General features: G+C 36.5%; 16 protein-coding genes and 2 tRNA genes. 13 read left to right on the forward strand and 5 right to left on the reverse strand.

Annotation, left to right across the window (positions count from 1 at the left end; translation table 11 throughout):
• Position 1: 1 nt before the first annotated feature.
• The 3 genes from AC6EIZ_RS05345 (at position 2) to sodX (ending at position 1,519) form a co-directional block, all read left to right on the forward strand.
• Positions 2-601, forward strand: coding sequence for an FKBP-type peptidyl-prolyl cis-trans isomerase (locus AC6EIZ_RS05345; RefSeq protein ID WP_498512974.1), 600 nt, complete (start codon positions 2-4; stop codon positions 599-601).
• 95 nt (positions 602-696) lie between these two features.
• The gene (gene sodN / locus AC6EIZ_RS05350; protein WP_498512976.1) at positions 697-1,167 is read left to right on the forward strand and encodes a superoxide dismutase, Ni; all 471 of its coding nucleotides are present in this window, start codon (positions 697-699) and stop codon (positions 1,165-1,167) included.
• Complete coding sequence (gene sodX / locus AC6EIZ_RS05355) at positions 1,142-1,519, forward strand: nickel-type superoxide dismutase maturation protease (protein ID WP_498512977.1); 378 nt, start codon at positions 1,142-1,144, stop codon at positions 1,517-1,519. Before sodN ends, sodX begins: the two co-directional genes overlap by 26 nt.
• Before the next feature lie 33 nt (positions 1,520-1,552).
• Here the strand turns inward: sodX and trpC are convergent, their stop codons facing one another.
• From trpC to AC6EIZ_RS05370, 3 genes are read right to left on the reverse strand one after another with little or no spacing between them, the layout of a single operon-like run.
• A complete protein-coding gene (gene trpC / locus AC6EIZ_RS05360) occupies positions 1,553-2,440 on the reverse strand; it encodes an indole-3-glycerol phosphate synthase TrpC (protein ID WP_498512978.1) in 888 nt (295 codons plus the stop codon).
• Between the two features lie 43 nt (positions 2,441-2,483).
• Entirely contained in the window at positions 2,484-3,926 is a 1,443-nt protein-coding gene (gene lpdA, locus AC6EIZ_RS05365) for a dihydrolipoyl dehydrogenase (RefSeq protein ID WP_498512979.1), read from the reverse strand.
• Positions 3,919-4,758 (reverse strand): TrmH family RNA methyltransferase, encoded by an 840-nt coding sequence (locus tag AC6EIZ_RS05370; protein ID WP_498512981.1) that lies wholly within the window; start codon positions 4,756-4,758, stop codon positions 3,919-3,921. Before AC6EIZ_RS05370 ends, lpdA begins: the two co-directional genes overlap by 8 nt.
• Before the next feature lie 243 nt (positions 4,759-5,001).
• Here AC6EIZ_RS05370 and murA point away from each other — a divergent pair, with 243 nt between their 5' ends.
• From murA to AC6EIZ_RS05390, 4 genes are all read left to right on the forward strand, one after another.
• On the forward strand, positions 5,002-6,375 hold the full coding sequence (murA, locus tag AC6EIZ_RS05375; protein ID WP_498512982.1) for a UDP-N-acetylglucosamine 1-carboxyvinyltransferase: 1,374 nt from the start codon (positions 5,002-5,004) through the stop codon (positions 6,373-6,375).
• A 39-nt stretch (positions 6,376-6,414) separates the two neighbouring features.
• Positions 6,415-6,496: transfer RNA gene (locus AC6EIZ_RS05380), tRNA-Leu, on the forward strand.
• An 8-nt stretch (positions 6,497-6,504) separates the two neighbouring features.
• Positions 6,505-7,686 (forward strand): aspartate aminotransferase family protein, encoded by a 1,182-nt coding sequence (locus tag AC6EIZ_RS05385; protein ID WP_498512984.1) that lies wholly within the window; start codon positions 6,505-6,507, stop codon positions 7,684-7,686.
• Positions 7,687-7,733: 47 nt separating this feature from the next.
• Entirely contained in the window at positions 7,734-8,903 is a 1,170-nt protein-coding gene (locus tag AC6EIZ_RS05390; RefSeq protein ID WP_498512985.1) for a bifunctional folylpolyglutamate synthase/dihydrofolate synthase, read from the forward strand.
• 24 nt (positions 8,904-8,927) lie between these two features.
• Here the strand turns inward: AC6EIZ_RS05390 and AC6EIZ_RS05395 are convergent, their stop codons facing one another.
• Together AC6EIZ_RS05395 and AC6EIZ_RS05400 are read right to left on the reverse strand one after the other, a co-directional pair.
• Positions 8,928-10,280 (reverse strand): FAD-binding oxidoreductase, encoded by a 1,353-nt coding sequence (locus AC6EIZ_RS05395; RefSeq protein WP_498512986.1) that lies wholly within the window; start codon positions 10,278-10,280, stop codon positions 8,928-8,930.
• Positions 10,277-11,590 (reverse strand): amidohydrolase family protein, encoded by a 1,314-nt coding sequence (locus tag AC6EIZ_RS05400; RefSeq protein WP_498512987.1) that lies wholly within the window; start codon positions 11,588-11,590, stop codon positions 10,277-10,279. Before AC6EIZ_RS05400 ends, AC6EIZ_RS05395 begins: the two co-directional genes overlap by 4 nt.
• Positions 11,591-11,795: 205 nt before the next feature.
• Between AC6EIZ_RS05400 and AC6EIZ_RS05405 the strand changes: the two genes are divergently transcribed.
• The 6 genes from AC6EIZ_RS05405 (at position 11,796) to ftsZ (ending at position 16,969) form a co-directional block, all read left to right on the forward strand.
• Positions 11,796-11,868 (forward strand) — tRNA-His (locus AC6EIZ_RS05405).
• A 62-nt stretch (positions 11,869-11,930) separates the two neighbouring features.
• The gene (gene miaB / locus AC6EIZ_RS05410; protein WP_498512988.1) at positions 11,931-13,322 is read left to right on the forward strand and encodes a tRNA (N6-isopentenyl adenosine(37)-C2)-methylthiotransferase MiaB; all 1,392 of its coding nucleotides are present in this window, start codon (positions 11,931-11,933) and stop codon (positions 13,320-13,322) included.
• A 53-nt stretch (positions 13,323-13,375) separates the two neighbouring features.
• The gene (locus AC6EIZ_RS05415; protein ID WP_498512989.1) at positions 13,376-14,437 is read left to right on the forward strand and encodes a D-alanine--D-alanine ligase family protein; all 1,062 of its coding nucleotides are present in this window, start codon (positions 13,376-13,378) and stop codon (positions 14,435-14,437) included.
• A gap of 36 nt (positions 14,438-14,473) precedes the next feature.
• Complete coding sequence (locus tag AC6EIZ_RS05420) at positions 14,474-14,884, forward strand: hypothetical protein (RefSeq protein WP_269606653.1); 411 nt, start codon at positions 14,474-14,476, stop codon at positions 14,882-14,884.
• Entirely contained in the window at positions 14,842-15,702 is an 861-nt protein-coding gene (locus AC6EIZ_RS05425) for a cell division protein FtsQ/DivIB (RefSeq protein WP_498512990.1), read from the forward strand. Before AC6EIZ_RS05420 ends, AC6EIZ_RS05425 begins: the two co-directional genes overlap by 43 nt.
• A 169-nt stretch (positions 15,703-15,871) precedes the next feature.
• Entirely contained in the window at positions 15,872-16,969 is a 1,098-nt protein-coding gene (gene ftsZ, locus AC6EIZ_RS05430) for a cell division protein FtsZ (RefSeq protein ID WP_498512992.1), read from the forward strand.
• Positions 16,970-16,978 lie beyond the last annotated feature (9 nt).

Consider the following 16,978-nt stretch of genomic DNA (forward strand, 5'->3'; position numbering starts at 1 on the left):
TGTGAGAGAAATCTTAATTAGCTTTTCTGTTTGCCTCAGCTGCTTGATGATTGCAGTTATCAGCCAAATCATCTCACCAACCCCAACAAATGCCTTACAAATTGACCAACCAATTCAAGCGGATGTAAGGCAATCCACAAAAACAAACGAGACTGTAACTAATCCATTTGAATTAGACCCAGAAGACCCTAATCCATTACTTTTCACTATGGCCTCAGATAAAACCAGTGCAAGCAATGCTCCTCTCGGAGGAGCTGAGATAGGAGCATCTCAAGTAACTTCAAGTGGGCTGAAAATCACTGAATTAGTTTTAGGTGATGGTCAAGAAGCCACTCCAGGAACAAGTGTCTCAGTAAATTATAAGGGTACTCTTGATGATGGGAAAGAATTTGACAGCAGTTATGGAAGAGGTCCTTTTGAATTTTCTTTAGGTGCAGGAATGGTGATAAAGGGTTGGGATGAGGGAGTCGCAGGAATGAAAGTTGGAGGTAAAAGAAAATTAGTCATCCCTCCAGAATTGGGGTATGGCAGCAGAGGAATAGGTCCAATCCCCCCTAATTCAGTTTTAACTTTTGAAGTGGAGTTATTGGGTGTTAAGTGAATTTCTTAAATTATTCAGAAAGCTCTAGAAAAAATTATGGCGTTTGTCGACAAACGCCATTAATGTAAAAAAAAATATTCTCAAATTATTTTCAGATGTTGAGCGAAACACTTACATCAATCTTTAGCAAGCTACCAGCACAATCTGTTCACGCTCACTGTGACGGACCTTGCGGTGTATACGACCCTGCCTCTGCAAGAGTTGCTGCAGAGGCAGTTTTGTCTATGACAAAAAAACTTATTGCTTTAGCTCCAGCTGGTAATGATCAAGCTTCCATTTCAGCTTATAACAATACTTTTTCTCGATTCGTTGCGATTAAAGAAGAAGAATCACAAAAGACCAAAAAAGAACTTCTAATCCTCTGGACTGATTATTTCAAACCTGAACACCTAGCTACATATCCAGACCTTCATGACACTTTTTGGAAAGCAGCAAAGCTTTGTAGTGCATGCAAGGTAAATATTGATCAAACCAAAGCAGAAGAATTATTAGCAGCAGTACAAAAGATTCACTCGATGTTTTGGTCTTCAAAAGGTAGAAGTGATAGCTGGGTTACCGCAAGCTGATAAAAGTCTTTTCCACAAGCCAGATTTATTTACTTTACTTTCTTTAATAATCGGTTACCGACAACATTTACGTGTTGTCGGTAATTCTATGGAAGGAACGCTTAAAGAGGGAGATTTGATAACATATAAAAAATTACATCCGAGAAATATTGACTTAAAGATTGGCGATATTGTCGTTGCCTCTCATCCAAAAACAAAAAATAAGTTAATAATTAAAAGAATTCATAGGATTTATCAAAATAAATTTGATTTAAGGGGAGACAACTCCGTTGAGAGCACAGATAGTAGAGAATTGGGTTTAATTGAATTAGATTTAATTATTGGAAAAGTAGACAAAATTTTCTCTAAGTAGATTTAAGTGATTGGTATATATCTTTTACTTGATTTATAATTTACCAATTAACTTTATAACTCCACCTAATATATCTTCCTGTGACATAAGAGATTCACCAACCAAAACAGCATCAGCACCATAACTCTTTACTAAGGCCAAATCCTCTCGAGTAAATAGACCTGACTCGCTTACCAAAGTAATAGAATTTTCCTTGATTTGGTTAGCATAATTCTTAGCCAATTCCTTTGTAATTTCAAGATCAGTTTTAAAACTCTTTAAATTCCTATTATTAATACCTATTAAATTAAATACATTAATATTTAGTACTCTTTCAAGTTCTTTTGAGTCATGAACCTCTACTAATATTGTAAGTCCCAAATTTTCAGCGACCTTAGATAAGTATTTTAAATCAGAATCAGTCAGGATTGCGGCTATCAAAAGTGCAGCATCAGCGCCCGCAGCTCTTGCTTGATAAAGCTGATAGGGGTAAAGAATAAAATCCTTACAAAGAATTGGGATTGTTATTTCCTTTCTAACTTCAACTAAGACATCAAAACCACCTTGAAAGAATTTTTTATCTGTTAAGACTGATATGCAACTAGCACCTCCCTTTTGATACATTTTACCTATCATTCTCGCGTCAAAGTCCTCTCTAATTATCCCTCTACTCGGACTGGCTTTTTTTATTTCTGCGATTAGTGCTGGTTTCGACTTACTATTTCTTAATGCATCTATAAATCTATTTGTTTTTGGTAAATCCTTGATCTTTTTTTTTAAATCTTCAAGCGAAACTTTTTTTCTTGCAATCTCAACTTCTAGATGTTTTGCCCAAACGATTTCCTCCAAAATGTTTTTAGGTTTTGAATCTGGATGTGGGATTGCATACTCTAAATTAGCTACTTTTATACTTGGGTTAGGAGGTCTTCTTCTGATTTCCATAATTTAAATAATTAATGATCTATAAAAATAAAATTAGATTTAACTACTTCTTTAATTGTAAAGATGCCTGTTTATAAGCAACCTCTACAACTTCACTTAATGTTGGATGAGTATGAACTTCTTTTGCTAAGTCATTGACTCGTTGTCTTCTAGAAATTGCATTAGAAACCTCTTGTATAAGATCAGCAGCATGTAATCCATATATATGAGCACCAAGGACCTCTCCCGTCTCTTTATTAAAAATCAACTTCATAATTCCATCACTTTCTAATTCAGCCAAGGCCTTAGAGTTCGCTTTAAAATAACTCCTTACAATTCCAAGTTCAAAGCCTTCACTTTTCGCTAGATCTTTTGCTTCTTCTTCCGAAAGTCCAACGGAACTTATCTCAGGGTGAGTAAAAGTCGCTGCAGGAATACTTCTGTAGTCAATTTCTATTCCTTTTCCTAAAATATTTTCTACAGCAATACTCCCTTGCGCTGCAGCAGTATGTGCCAACATCAACTTACCTGTAACATCTCCCACTGCCCATAAATTAGAAACTGGTTTTTCATTCACCAATACTCTCATCTGATCATCAATTGGAATAAAACCTCTCGTTGTTTCAACTCCAACAGATTGTAGATTTAGATTTTGAGTAGAAGGTACTCGGCCTGTTGCTACCAGAACAGCGTCAACTTGTAACTCCTCGATCACTTCTCGACTCTTTGCATCTGTAAGCTCGACCTCGACGGGACAACCTGGCTTAACTTTAGTAGCAAACACGCCAGCTCGAGTTTCAATATCTCTTTTATCAATTAGGTTTCTTGAAGCAATTTTCGTTATGTCAGGATCAAAAGTAGGCATTACTTTATCAAGAGCTTCAATCATGGTCACCTCACAACCTAAGGCTGTGTAAATATCAGCGAATTCCAGACCTATATAGCCACTACCAATTATTGCAATCCATCTTGGCAACCATTCTAAATTAATAGCCTCATCACTTGTAAAAACAGTTCGTCCATCAATTTCAATCCCAGGCGGTACAAAAGGGTCTGAGCCTGTAGCCAAGATAATATCTCTAGCGGAAAAAATCCTATCAACTCCATTAGTTTCTCTTAAACCAACCTTTTGATTACCTTCTAAACGTCCTTCTCCTTTAAGGATCTCAACTCCCGATCTTTCTAATGTTTTAGTTAGATTTTTTCGAATTGTCTCAACTAAGTTTTTTGCATGTTCGGCAATTTTTTTACGTTCAAATCTAACCGGAGCAGAATGTATCCCAAAGTCAGCAAGATGAGGAACATTTGCAAGCTCACGAACTTTACCACTGGCTGCTAATAATGCTTTAGAAGGTACACATCCTCTGTTGACACAGGTTCCACCCATATCTCTTGATTCGGCAATCGCCACTTTCAGGCCAGCTTCTGCTGCATGTTTAGCAGCATCAAACCCTCCATATCCAGCTCCGACAACAATTAAATCAAAGTCAAAAGAAATTTCACTCACGGTTTTTTTTGGATACCCTTACCATTTTTACTCTTTGTCGCTCCAACAAGAGAGGAACTGCAGCAGATGCCACATTTAGTGAATCAACTAATGAGCTATGAGGCAAGGTAACAAAATCTGTACAACAGGCTTCAATTGAAGAATGAACACCTGAGCCTTCATTACCAAGAACCAATACAGTAGGGAGATCCCAGTCTAATTCCCAATAAGGTCTCACTTTCTTATCAGTAATTTTATTCGGTGAAATTGTTCCAACTACTTGGTAATTATCATCAATTGCAATATTGAGTTTTGAAACAAGCATTTCAATACTTGAGGAGGATGAATCTCCCATCCGTTCAAAAGGTAAATGAAGAACTGAGCCAGCTGAGGATCTTAAAACCTTTTGATTGAGGGGATCTGCCCCAGAAGCCAACCACATAACTTCATATTCACCAGCAAGGGCTGATCTGAATAAATTTCCCAAATTGCCAGGATCCTGAATCCTATCTAAAGCTAAAATGTGTTTTGGGGTTTTTCCCGGTTTTGGTAACCCTGGCATTGGGAATATCGCTGCGACACCATCAGGTGTCACTGTTGACAAAGATGCTTCTAAAACGTTCTTAGTTACTAGGGTTAACAATGATCTTGAAGCTATTTTTTTTAAAATTTCCTCATGCGCATCACACCATTCAGGAGTCGCAACAACTTCTGTTGGCAGAAAATTTGTTTTCAAAGCCTCTTCTAATAAATGAGACCCCTCAAGCAAAAGAGAAGAATGCTCTTCACGTCCAGTTTTTTTCAAAAGACCCCTTAATTTTCTAACCAAAGGATTTCTTTTACTTGTAATCAATGGCGAATATGAATTATTAATTTTCTAACCTCAAATTATTTAATTTTTGAAAAGCAAAAAAGTTTCCTGCATTGAAAAAGCCACTGAATTTTCTTATTAAATTCAATAGAAACTATATTAAAAATTTTATTCAAACTTTCAACATTATCAATATTTAATTTGAACCCATCAATTTTCACTAAGCTTGACTGGACTATTTTAAATCCGCTTGGCATTATGGCTGGGTAAGCAGCTCGCTCCAACATGAGTAGTGTGGCGACAATTAAAAGGAATATTATTCCGCCACATCTGGAGATAAAGGGAGGGCGTCCGCTTAGTGGTTTTTTAAAAGTTAGTGGGGCAAAAAATTCTTCACTAGCTTTAATGGCTGCGTCTCTTCTTACGAAAGAAAAAATCCTCATTAAAAATGTCCCACAACTAACGGACATTGAAGTCATGTCAGAGATTCTTCGTAATTTGGGCGCAAAGTTAACTAAAAAAAATAATTCTATCGAGATTAATTCAGAGTCTATTCATAACGTTGAATTACCCTATCAACTAGTTCATAGCTTAAGAGCAAGTTTTTTCTGTGTTGGGCCCTTACTTACAAGACTTGGAGAAGCAAAAATTCCTTTACCTGGTGGTTGCAATATTGGAGCAAGACCTGTTGATGAACATATTAATGGTCTAAAGGCTTTAGGAGCGGAAGTTGAAGTTATAAATGATGTAGTAAAAGCTCAAGTTTCAACCAAAAACAAAAGATTACTTGGAGCAGATATTACTCTTAAATATCCCAGCGTTGGAGCTACGGAAACCATCTTGATGGCTTCTTGCTTAGCTTTAGGGAAAACAACAATATCGAATCCCGCGAGAGAGCCAGAGATCCAGGATCTCGCGAAAATGCTTAATTCAATGGGAGCAAAGGTTTTTGGAGCTGGAACAAAAAGAATCACAATCATTGGAGTGAAATCTTTAAGCGGCACTTCTCATTGTGTTATCCCCGACAGGATAGAAGCAGGAACATTTCTTATTGCTGCAGCAATAACACGATCACCTCTCATTATTGGTCCAGTAATCCCAAATCATTTGAGCGCTGTTATTTCAAAACTACAAGAATGTGGCTGTTCAATATCTCATCATGGGAATCATTTAAAAATCATTCCAAGAGAGATTTCAGGAGTTGATATAACCACAAGCCCATTCCCTGGCTTTCCAACTGATCTTCAGGCTCCATTCATGTCATTAATGGCCACAGCTAAAGGTTCAAGCAAAATCAAAGAAAGAGTTTTTGAGAAGAGAATGCAACATGTTTTGGAGCTAAATAAAATGGGTGCCTGCATTTATCTAGAAAACAATACTGCTCACATAAAAGGAGTAAAAGAACTTACAGGTTCAAATGTAGAGGGAGGAGATTTACGTTCCTCTGCTGCAATTATCCTTGCATGTCTTTCTGCCAAAGGAAATAGTATTTTCACGGGTCTCGAACACTTAGATAGAGGCTATGAAAAATTAGAAGAAAAATTAACTAATGCAGGTTCTATTATTTTTAGAAAACTTGATCAAATGACATCTCAAAGTTCTTTCTCTAACAAAATAATTAGTAAAGACAACATTGATACTCAAAAAAATGCAGCTTAGTTTCATATTTTTGCTAGTTTTAACATAAAATAAACACATGGGAGCGTGGTGGAATTGGTAGACGCACCGCACTCAAAATGCGGCACCTTCGGGTTTGTCGGTTCAAGTCCGACCGCTCCCACTTCATTGATGAAAACTTATAATCGTTTTCCCATAGATATCACCAAGGGTAAAGGCTCATGGGTGTGGGACAAAAAAGGCCATAAATACCTTGATGCTGTAGCAGGCATTGCAACTTGTTCTCTAGGCCATAGCGATAAAGCATTAATTAAATCTTTATCAAAACAATTAAGGAAACTTCAACATGTATCTAATCTCTACGGAATACCAGAGCAAGAAGAACTAGCTCAATGGTTGACCTCAAAAAGTTTTGCCAAAAGTGTATTTTTTTGTAATAGCGGCGCTGAGGCAAATGAAGCTGCAATTAAATTGGCACGAAAACATGGGAATTTAGAACGTAAAATCGACAATCCTGTCATTCTTTGCTCAAGGGAAAGCTTTCACGGAAGAACACTCGCAGCTGTAAGTGCTACAGGGCAACCGAAATACCACAAAGGCTTCGAGCCAATGGTTCAGGGATTTAAGTTTTTTTCTTATAACGACAGTGAATCTTTTGAAAATCTATTTGATGATTTAGAAAAACAAGGCCCAAAAATTGCAGCTGTATTTATCGAACCTATTCAAGGAGAGGGAGGCATAAATATTGGAAAAAAATCATTTTTTGAGCTCTTAAGAAAAAAATGTACCTACAGCAATATTTTATTAATCTTTGACGAAGTCCAAACTGGAATGGGGAGGACAGGTACTCTTTGGGGATATGAACAACTGGGTATTGAACCTGATGTTTTCACACTAGCTAAAGGACTTGGTGGAGGTCATGCCATTGGCGCTCTGTTGGTTAATCAACTTGCTGATGTCTTTGAGCCCGGTGATCATGCCAGCACTTTTGGAGGGAACCCTTTCGCTTGTAGAGCAGCTCTAACCGTTGGAAAAGAAATACAAAAAAGAGACCTCCTAAATAAAGTTACCGAGAGAGGTAATCAATTAAAAGAGGGATTAATTAAACTTTCAGATAAATATTCAGATATATTTGTATCAACTAGAGGCGTTGGTCTTATTCATGGTCTCGTTATAAAAGACAATATAAAAATAACATCTCTTGATATTGTCAAATCTGCACTAGAACAAAAACTACTTCTAGTATCAGCTGGTATAAAAGTATTAAGAATAGTCCCTCCTCTAACTATTACAAAAAAAGAAATTAATGAGCTTTTATCGAGACTAGACAAATGTCTGATGAAACTTTCATAACACAATCAAATTTCTTTTTCGAAAGTAAGCGCACAGAGTTTAGAGATATGAACCTGGGCATAGATCGTATGTCATTGGCTATTAATGCCATGGGAGATCCCTGTAAAAATACACCTGCTATTCACATAGCAGGAACGAATGGGAAAGGGTCTATTGCGGCTTTTATTAATAGTGTTCTTAGCTTAGTAAATATCAAAACTGGAGTTACAACCTCTCCCCACTTAGTTGATTGGGTCGAAAGAATATGTATCAATAAGACTCAAATATCTAAAGAAGAATTTCAATCATTAAGTCTGACTCTTGCTCCAATTACAAAAAAATATAGTTTGACTCCTTTTGAATGTATTATTGCAATAGCACTTAAATATTTTACTTTAAGGGATGTTGAACTTCTTATCCTTGAGGTAGGGCTTGGAGGTAGACTTGATGCAACAACCGCGCATCAATATAGACCTATTATTGCATTTGGAGCTATTGGGCTTGATCACTGTGAATACTTAGGCAATAGTCTAGAAAAAATAGCTATTGAGAAATCAGCTGTAATAACTACAAAGAGTACTGTCATTACAGCTACTCAACACAATATTGTAAAAAGAGTTTTCGAAGAAACTGCTAATAGGAAACAAGCAGTCATTCATTGGGTAGATCCAATCCCATCAGACTGGGAACTCGGCTTATCAGGAGCAATCCAAAAAGAAAATGCAGCTGTAGCCAAAGGGGTTATTGAATCCTTAAAAAATATTGGATGGACTATTTCAGAAGGACAACTTCGAGAAGGATTATCTCTTGCTAAATGGCCTGGAAGGCTTCAAACAACAAAATGGGAAGGGATGCCCATAGTTGTTGATGGTGCACATAATCCTCATGCGGCTAAACAATTATCAGTTGAAAGAGACGCATGGACTGATCAAGAAAGTGGAATTATTTGGATACTAGGGATTCAAAAAAGAAAAGACATGATAGGCATTTTGCATAAGCTAATTAGAGAAAAAGATTTAGCTTGGGTAGTTCCTGTCCCAGGCCAACAGAGCTGGTCTAAAGATCAAATTTTAAGTTTTTGCCCTGAATTTAAAGAACAAATCAAAGAAGCGCTTAGAGTAGAGGATGTTTTATCAGCACTTAAAGAACAACCTAGATGGCCATCTCCACCACCTATCATTTCAGGATCACTATATTTAATAGGTGATCTTTTTAAAAGGGGAATATTGATAAGTTAAATTGTTTTAAAAAGAGAAATCAAATCAATTTTCTTTTAGATTCCACCCTTTAAGTTTACCTGGATTGAGAATCCCTTTTGGATCAAAGTTACTCTTCGCTTGCACTTGATCAGAATCAACTACACCAAGACCACCATCTTCAACAGTGATTGTATGCGGATTAAAAATCACTGCACCAAGGTCTCTACATTGACTGATTAATTGATTCATAGCCTCTTCACCTTGCCATTTAACAAGTGGGAGTGAAGCTATTCTTTGAACTCCATTTTGACGAACACATTCTAAATGCCATAAAAGATTGGATCCCCACTCAGATTTCAATTTACTCATTATTTCAGATTCAGGCTGAGGAAGAAGCATTTGCAAATAGGTCCAGTCAGGATCAATGCCACGCATATGTAAAGTTGTATGGTTCCAAGAAAGCTCTCGAAGACCTGTCCCAGCCTTAAGGTTTTCCGGACCTAAGTCATCAAAATCTGCATCAGCCGACTTTGCAAGTCGCTCAATTGTACTAACACCATCAGGCGAGACCAACAATAAAATCCTATGCTTGCCTGAAGGCTTACCAGACCAATGCGGGAGATAATTAACAATTTCTTTCTCTAGTAATGTTCCCAAATAAAGTTCTAGTGCAGCACAATTAAATTTGCATAACAAATCAATGGCCTGGTTCCAATCAAAACAATCGACAACTATTTGTTGCCATTCAATAGATGGAGCAGTTGTTAATGTCAACGCAGTAATTATTCCGTTGGTTCCATAAGCATGGTTCAATGCCTCAGAAGTATTTGCGTTCAATTCTAGTTTTCTTGGGGAATCCTCAGTAGTTATTATTTCTAAGGATTGCAAATGGCCAGGATCTCGAAGGAAGCCCCAACGAACGGATCCTATCCCACCTGAACCACCAGCAATGAAACCACCAATAGAGGCGCTTCTCCATGTACTTGGAAGCAACCGTAATTGACGGCCATGTTTAATCAACTCATCATTGATATCTCTAAGCAAACAACCAGATTCAACTGTGATTTCACCTGATGTTAAATCGAAATTTCTAATTTTCTTAAGACCAGACATAACCATAACTACTCCACCGTCAAGGGGAACACTCTGCCCATAGTTCCCTGTTCCTGACCCTCTAAGAGTTAACGGAGTTGAGTACTTATTACAAATTCGAGCAACATCAATAATAGCATCTACGGAAAGTGGTCGAACAACTATGTCAGCCAAGCAATCCTTCAATTGATTAATCAATATTGGTGAATAATCAAAGAAATCTTTAGAGAACCTTTTTAAATCACTAGTCTTTTGGTAGATCTCTAGATAAGAAACTTGTTTTAGTTCACTTAATAGTAATTGTATTTTCTCTTTACTAGTCATGACTCATGATTTGTGAATGTTGTATTTGTTTTAGGCAATTCATTCAAGAATTCACCATTAACTACTACTCTTCTTTTAGGTCTTTCAGACAAAGCTTTTACCCAACTATTTGAATTTAACAAAATAAAATCGGCAGGGCTTCCCTTTTGAAAAAGGCCATCCCATTTTAGGCTAAGTAAATTTGCTGGAGACCAAGTAAATGGAGAGAGGCCCAATCTGTCCCAGGGAGATAGATGAGCAATTGGCATAGAAAACGACATTAAATTTATAGGATCAAAATTAGATAAAGGGAACCATGAATCATTTATATTGTCTCCTCCTACAGATACATCGACTCCAGCTTTTTGAAGTTGAAAAATTGGGGCTAGTGGTCTTTTCGTTAAAGTAGATCGATCTTTTCTTCCTAAAAGCCAAGAATTAGTTAGTGGTAATGCAACAACTTTCAATCTGTTCTTAGCCATTTTGTTCGCTAAAGATGAAATCTCTTTTTCTCTTAACAAGCCCATGTTGCTTAGATGACTACAAGTTATTGATATCTCATTTTCAACTTGGTCTAATACTTCTAGAAGTAATTTCAATCCCCCAGCTGGGCAGAATTGAGACTCATCAATATGAAGATCAATATCACACTTAAGTCTATTTGCAAGTTGCACAAGGTGAAGTAAGGACTTAAAAGTCTTCGTCTTATTGAAAGGAGGCGCTATTACCCCACCTAAGAGATCTCCATTAAGAGCAACTCTTTGAGCTAAAAACTCACCTTCATCACTTTGCCAAAAATCTAATGGAACCAAAGCAACAAACTGCAAAAAACATTTCTCTTGCCATTTTGTTCTCATACTTTCTATCAGAACCCAATCTCTCATTGCTGTTTTTCCAAAACTATCTATGTGAGATCTAATTGCCCTGATACCATTAACAAAAGCTAAATTGAGACACTTTTCAACTCTGAAAATTAATTCTTCTTCGGACCTCAATTCATATTCACGGAGATTTGCTGCTAAAGCTTCTTGATAACTACCTCTCAAGTTAGGTGAACGTGACCATGAAAATGCTTTATCTATATGTGCATGCGGCTCTGCAAATCTTGGCAGAAGGATTTCCTCAGGAACTTTTGAAGTTTTTTGTAAGCCCCCAATTGATGTAATTATTCCATCTCGCCATTCAACCTGAACAGACAAAAGTCCTTCTTTATCAGTTGAGGTTCCTAATACATCCTGTCCATTACCAATTAAACATCTTGGAACAAGAACATCTACTCGCCCAGACTTTTGAGGACTTGCAATCAATTCAACATCTTTTGCGAAATTCACTTTTGAATAGATTTCAATCCCGAGCTTTTACTATTACGGGTTCTGCTACCACAGTAACTTCAATACCAGTCAATTGCGTTTTGATCAAGATATAAAAGTGATATTTTCAATACGTACTATCTACAATACTCACAAGCTAAATTTTTTTACCAAAATCATTTTGGAATTTCAAAATGACAAATCATTGGTAGATTAAAAGCACAAGGCGGGCGTCGCCAAGTGGTTAAGGCAGCGGCTTGTGGCGCCGCTATTCGGGGGTTCGAATCCCCTCGCTCGCCCTTGAAGATTTTTTGGACAATCTCAAAAATCTTTTTTCCCCAAGGAAAAAAATTAATCTGCGATGACAACAACCATAGCTTCTACTAAACAAAGCAAGTCTTTTAGAAGCCCTAGAGGAAGCTACTGGATTACCACTTTCGGTTGTCAAATGAATAAGGCTGATTCAGAGAGAATGTCAGGCATTTTGCAAACGATGGGATATGAGCTTGCGGAAGAAGAACTTAAGGCAGATTTAGTTCTCTACAACACATGTACTATTCGTGATAATGCTGAGCAGAAAGTTTACAGCTATTTAGGTAGGCAAGCTAGAAGGAAAAAATCAGATCCTAATTTAAAAATTATTATTGCAGGATGCTTAGCTCAACAAGAAGGGGAAACACTTTTAAGAAGAGTTCCTGAAGTAGATCTTGTTATGGGACCTCAGCATGCAAATCGGCTGGAGACTCTTCTTAATCAAGTTGATAACGGACACCAAGTTTTAGCAACTGATGAACAGCACATCTACGAAGACATTGCGACAGCGAGAAGAGAGAGCGCTATCTGTGGTTGGGTTAACATTATTTATGGATGCAATGAGCGATGCACTTATTGCGTAGTTCCCTCGGTCAGAGGTAAAGAACAATCACGAACACCACAAGCTATTAAACATGAAATAGAAGAATTAGCGAGAATTGGGTATAAAGAGATAACCCTTTTAGGGCAAAATATAGATGCTTATGGCAGAGACTTTAAAGCTTATGAATTCAATAAATCTGGGCAATTAACACTTTCGTATTTATTAGAATATATTCATGATGTTGCGGGAATAGAGCGTATAAGATTTGCCACAAGTCACCCTAGATATTTCACGAAAGAATTAATAGATGTATGTGCAAAACTTCCTAAGGTTTGTGAACACTTTCATATCCCAGTCCAAAGTGGAAGTAATAAAATACTAAAAAATATGGGTCGAGGATATACAGTTCAAACCTATCAAGAAATTGTAAATTATATAAAACAAATAATGCCTAATTCGTCAATTACCTCTGATGCAATCGTAGCTTTTCCAGGAGAGACGAGAGATGAATTCGAAGAGACGCTATCACTTATAGAGGATGTTAAATTTGACCTGGTCAATACTGCAGCCTATTCTCCCAGACCAAATACTCCAGCTGCCTTATGGCCTAATCAATTATCTGAAATAATAAAAATCGATAGATTAAGAGAAATTAATAAATTAGTAGAAAAGACTGCAAAGAAAAGAAATTTAAGGTACAAAGACTCTTTACAGGAGATACTTGTTGAGAGCATAAATTCTAAAGATGATTCCCAATTACTAGGAAGGACTAGAACAAATCGTCTAACATTTTTCCAAAAATCCTCAATTGATAGCAAATCACCTCAACCTGGAGAATTAGTGAATATAAAAATCAATGAAATACGCCCATTCTCATTAACTGGAAGCTTGTTATAAATGTTTATTAATTCAATAAAATACGTTTATAGAATATTGAGAACAAAATAGAAATGTCGAATAAAAAGCAAATTATAGGACTAGTTTTTGGTGGTTATTCCAGTGAACATGAAGTTTCTATAAAGTCAGCTGAAACTATTTATGCCGCCTTATCTCATCCTTGCAACATTGAACGTTTTATTGTAAATCCAATTTACATCGACAAGAATGGTTTTTGGGCAGATTCAGAATACTCAAAGTCAATTTTATCAGGAGAAATAGAATCAAATAAAACAATAAAAAGTAGTAGAAATTATATTAATAATCTCGCCAATTTTCCAGCAGAAAGTAACAAAGTTGATGTGTGGTTTCCCGCATTGCATGGTCCAAATGGGGAAGATGGAGTTATTCAGGGATTATTTAAATTAACTGGAAAACCCTTTGTCGGTTCAGGAACTCTAGGTTCATCTTTAGGCATGGATAAAATAGCAATGAAGTCAATTTTCAAATCATTCAATCTTCCTCAAGCTCCATATATTTATTTACACAAAGATAATTTATCGGATAAATCATTCATGAAGTCTATTTTTGCTCAAATAGAAGAAATAATAAATTATCCATGTTTTGTAAAGCCAGCCAACTTGGGTTCTTCTATCGGAATAACTAAAGCATACTCAAATCAAGAATTAATTACCGGAATAAAAATAGCAGCAAAATATGATGAAAGAATTATAATAGAAAAAAATATTGATGGAAGAGAACTTGAATGTGGAGTATTAGGAAAGTCCTTAATGAAATCATCAGTTGTTGGCGAAGTTAAATGTCAAACTGATTGGTACACATACGAGTCAAAATATGATGAGAATTTAAGCAGTACAATTATCCCAGCTGATTTAAATATAAACATATCTAATCAGATACAAAAACTAGCTATTGAGGCATGTAAAGCTCTTAATGCTTTTGGTTTAGCGAGAGTCGATTTCTTTTATCAGGAGAGCACCCAAAAGATTTATATAAATGAAGTTAATACCTTGCCTGGCTTTACTAAAACAAGTATGTATCCAATGTTGTGGGAAGCTTCTGGATTAAAACTAGAAAAACTTGTTGCTAGTCTCATAGAAACAGCTAGAAAATAAATTAACCATGACATTTTTAGATCTCTTTTTCAAAAAATGATTCACGGTCTCCTTTGGTTGCCATTATTGATGGCTTTTATTCTCATAGCTTCCCTTGGCTGGATAGAGAGAAGGCGACAGAATCTTTATTTAATTTGGGCTAAAGGTTCAGAGCTCGCAAAGCTTGATGGAACAGGAGCTGCCCGATTAAAAGCTGGGATTTTATGCTGGAGCAGCTTCGAAGCAGGCAGTTTCAAGGAGGAAGCAACATTCGAAGTTAAAAAATTAGAAATGGTTGAGCTGATGGCTCTCAGTTCAGGAGAGGCACCGTTAACAAAAGAATCTGAAGGACGTTGCCGACTCAGGCTTGTTGGTTCAGGCAGAGAAATAGATGTGCCTTTTTCAGATGCTGAGCGTGCTCGTCAATGGATGGACAAACTCATGTCCAGAGCAAGATGCGACCTTTGAAATCAAATAAAAGAAAAAACAGAAAATCAAAAAAGAGTAATCTAATATCAAATAAAAAAGTCTCGAATATTTTTCAAAATAAAAATTTTCTAATTGAACTTTGGCAATTAATTTTTTTTTCAAGTACTTCAATTTTTCTGATTCTTACATTTTTAAACCAAGCATGGAAACCAATAAGTTTTGATCAAACTAAAATCAAAGGTTTATCTGGAATTTCAAATAACGATATCAAACAAACAACTAGTATTTTTTATCCAAGAAATTTGTTGGAATTAAATCCCAAAGAAATTGAATCTTATTTAATAAAAAAGCTTCCTATTAAAGGAGTTTCAGTAAGTAGAAAGTTCTTTCCTCCCGAAATTCATCTAAATATTTTAGAAAGAAAGCCAATAGCTTTTGCTAATCGTGTTATCTCAAACAATATTGAAAAAGGAATGATTGATATTGAAGGATCGTGGATACCTCTTCAATTCGTAAACAAATCAAATCAAAATAAAATAAAATTATCTATAGAAAATTGGAATCCAAGTAAAAAAAAGGAAATTATTTTAATAATTAAAAATAGATTTATTTTTCAAAGCCCTCTTCAAAAAATCATAATAAATCCTCTTCAAGAAATCAGCCTAAAAACCGAGCACTTCGACTTAGTCCTTTTAGGCTCTGAAACGGATCGCTTAATCGAGCAAATTAATAAACTCAACCAGCTACAAAAATCATTACCAAATCTTTTAATCAACACAAAAGTAAAGATCGTGGATCTTAGAGATCCAACCAAACCGGAATTAAAAATAGAAAAAATACTGCAGAGCGAAGAGTAAAAGTACTGCTATGACTAATTTTTTTAGAAACCTTAAATATATTTTTAGCAAATCATGGTCAATGAGGGAAATTAATTTGTTAATCAATTTAAACCTATAAGCCAACAGAATTCATCGATGATGTTCATAATGCCCAGAAAGAGTTCTAATCCTGAATATGGTGATGGGAATGGGAAACAAATCTAGTTTCAACATGGATGATGGAATCCTGCCCAGTCAATCTGCACGTATTGAGGTTATTGGAGTTGGCGGCGGCGGAAGCAATGCAGTCAACCGAATGATTAATAGTGATCTTGATGGAGTCACATATCGAGTACTTAATACAGACGCTCAGGCTCTTATCCAATCATCCGCTACCCATAGAGTTCAGCTTGGTCAAAGCTTAACTCGAGGTCTTGGGGCAGGTGGCAATCCAAGTATTGGACAAAAGGCGGCAGAAGAATCAAGAGCTGATCTTCAACAAGCCTTAGAAGGAGTCGACCTAGTATTTATTGCCGCTGGCATGGGCGGAGGTACTGGAACTGGAGCAGCCCCTGTTGTCGCTCAAGTTGCCAAAGAAAGTGGTGCTTTAACAGTAGGGATAGTTACAAAACCATTTAGTTTTGAAGGCAAACGTCGTTTAAGGCAGGCAGATGAAGGTATCGCACGGCTTGCAGAGAATGTTGATACTTTAATTGTCATTCCAAACGACAGATTAAAAGACGTAATTTCAGGAGCACCTTTGCAAGAAGCCTTTAGAAGCGCTGATGATGTCCTAATGAAAGGAGTTCAAGGAATAAGTGACATAATCACTTGTCCTGGTTTGGTGAATGTAGATTTTGCTGATGTACGTTCTGTTATGACCGAAGCTGGTACTGCGCTTTTAGGAATTGGCTTAGGCTCTGGAAGATCAAGAGCTCTTGAGGCAGCTCAAGCTGCAATCAATAGTCCTCTCTTAGAAGCAGCGCGAATAGATGGAGCCAAAGGATGTGTGATAAATATAACTGGAGGTAAAGATATGACTCTTGAAGATATGACATCTGCTTCTGAAGTTATTTCTGATGTAGTTGATCCTGAAGCAAATATTATTGTAGGTACAGTTGTTGATGAAAAACTTGAGGGAGAGATTCAGGTAACCGTGATTGCTACTGGATTCGACAGTAATCAAATTTATTCAAATGAAAGAAATAGAGCAAGACTCTCACCTCAAACACTCTACGAGCAATCAGAAACAAGGGAAGCAGGGGCTTCAATACCTGAATTTTTACGTCTAAGACAAAATCGTTAATACCAATCT

It is taken from the genome of Prochlorococcus sp. G4PB16 (assembly GCF_059772465.1).

What these genes read in the sequence shown, in the direction of transcription:
- AC6EIZ_RS05415 (WP_498512989.1), top strand. Translation starts at nt 13,376, where the DNA reads ATGTCGAATAAAAAGCAAATTATAGGACTAGTTTTTGGTGGTTATTCC.
- ftsZ (WP_498512992.1), top strand. Translation starts at nt 15,872, where the DNA reads ATGGGAAACAAATCTAGTTTCAACATGGATGATGGAATCCTGCCCAGT.
- AC6EIZ_RS05390 (WP_498512985.1), top strand. Translation starts at nt 7,734, where the DNA reads ATGAACCTGGGCATAGATCGTATGTCATTGGCTATTAATGCCATGGGA.
- AC6EIZ_RS05395 (WP_498512986.1), bottom strand. Translation starts at nt 10,280, where the DNA reads ATGACTAGTAAAGAGAAAATACAATTACTATTAAGTGAACTAAAACAA.
- AC6EIZ_RS05385 (WP_498512984.1), top strand. Translation starts at nt 6,505, where the DNA reads ATGAAAACTTATAATCGTTTTCCCATAGATATCACCAAGGGTAAAGGC.
- miaB (WP_498512988.1), top strand. Translation starts at nt 11,931, where the DNA reads ATGACAACAACCATAGCTTCTACTAAACAAAGCAAGTCTTTTAGAAGC.
- AC6EIZ_RS05420 (WP_269606653.1), top strand. Translation starts at nt 14,474, where the DNA reads ATGATTCACGGTCTCCTTTGGTTGCCATTATTGATGGCTTTTATTCTC.
- trpC (WP_498512978.1), bottom strand. Translation starts at nt 2,440, where the DNA reads ATGGAAATCAGAAGAAGACCTCCTAACCCAAGTATAAAAGTAGCTAAT.
- murA (WP_498512982.1), top strand. Translation starts at nt 5,002, where the DNA reads ATGAGTAGTGTGGCGACAATTAAAAGGAATATTATTCCGCCACATCTG.
- sodN (WP_498512976.1), top strand. Translation starts at nt 697, where the DNA reads ATGTTGAGCGAAACACTTACATCAATCTTTAGCAAGCTACCAGCACAA.
- AC6EIZ_RS05425 (WP_498512990.1), top strand. Translation starts at nt 14,842, where the DNA reads ATGGATGGACAAACTCATGTCCAGAGCAAGATGCGACCTTTGAAATCA.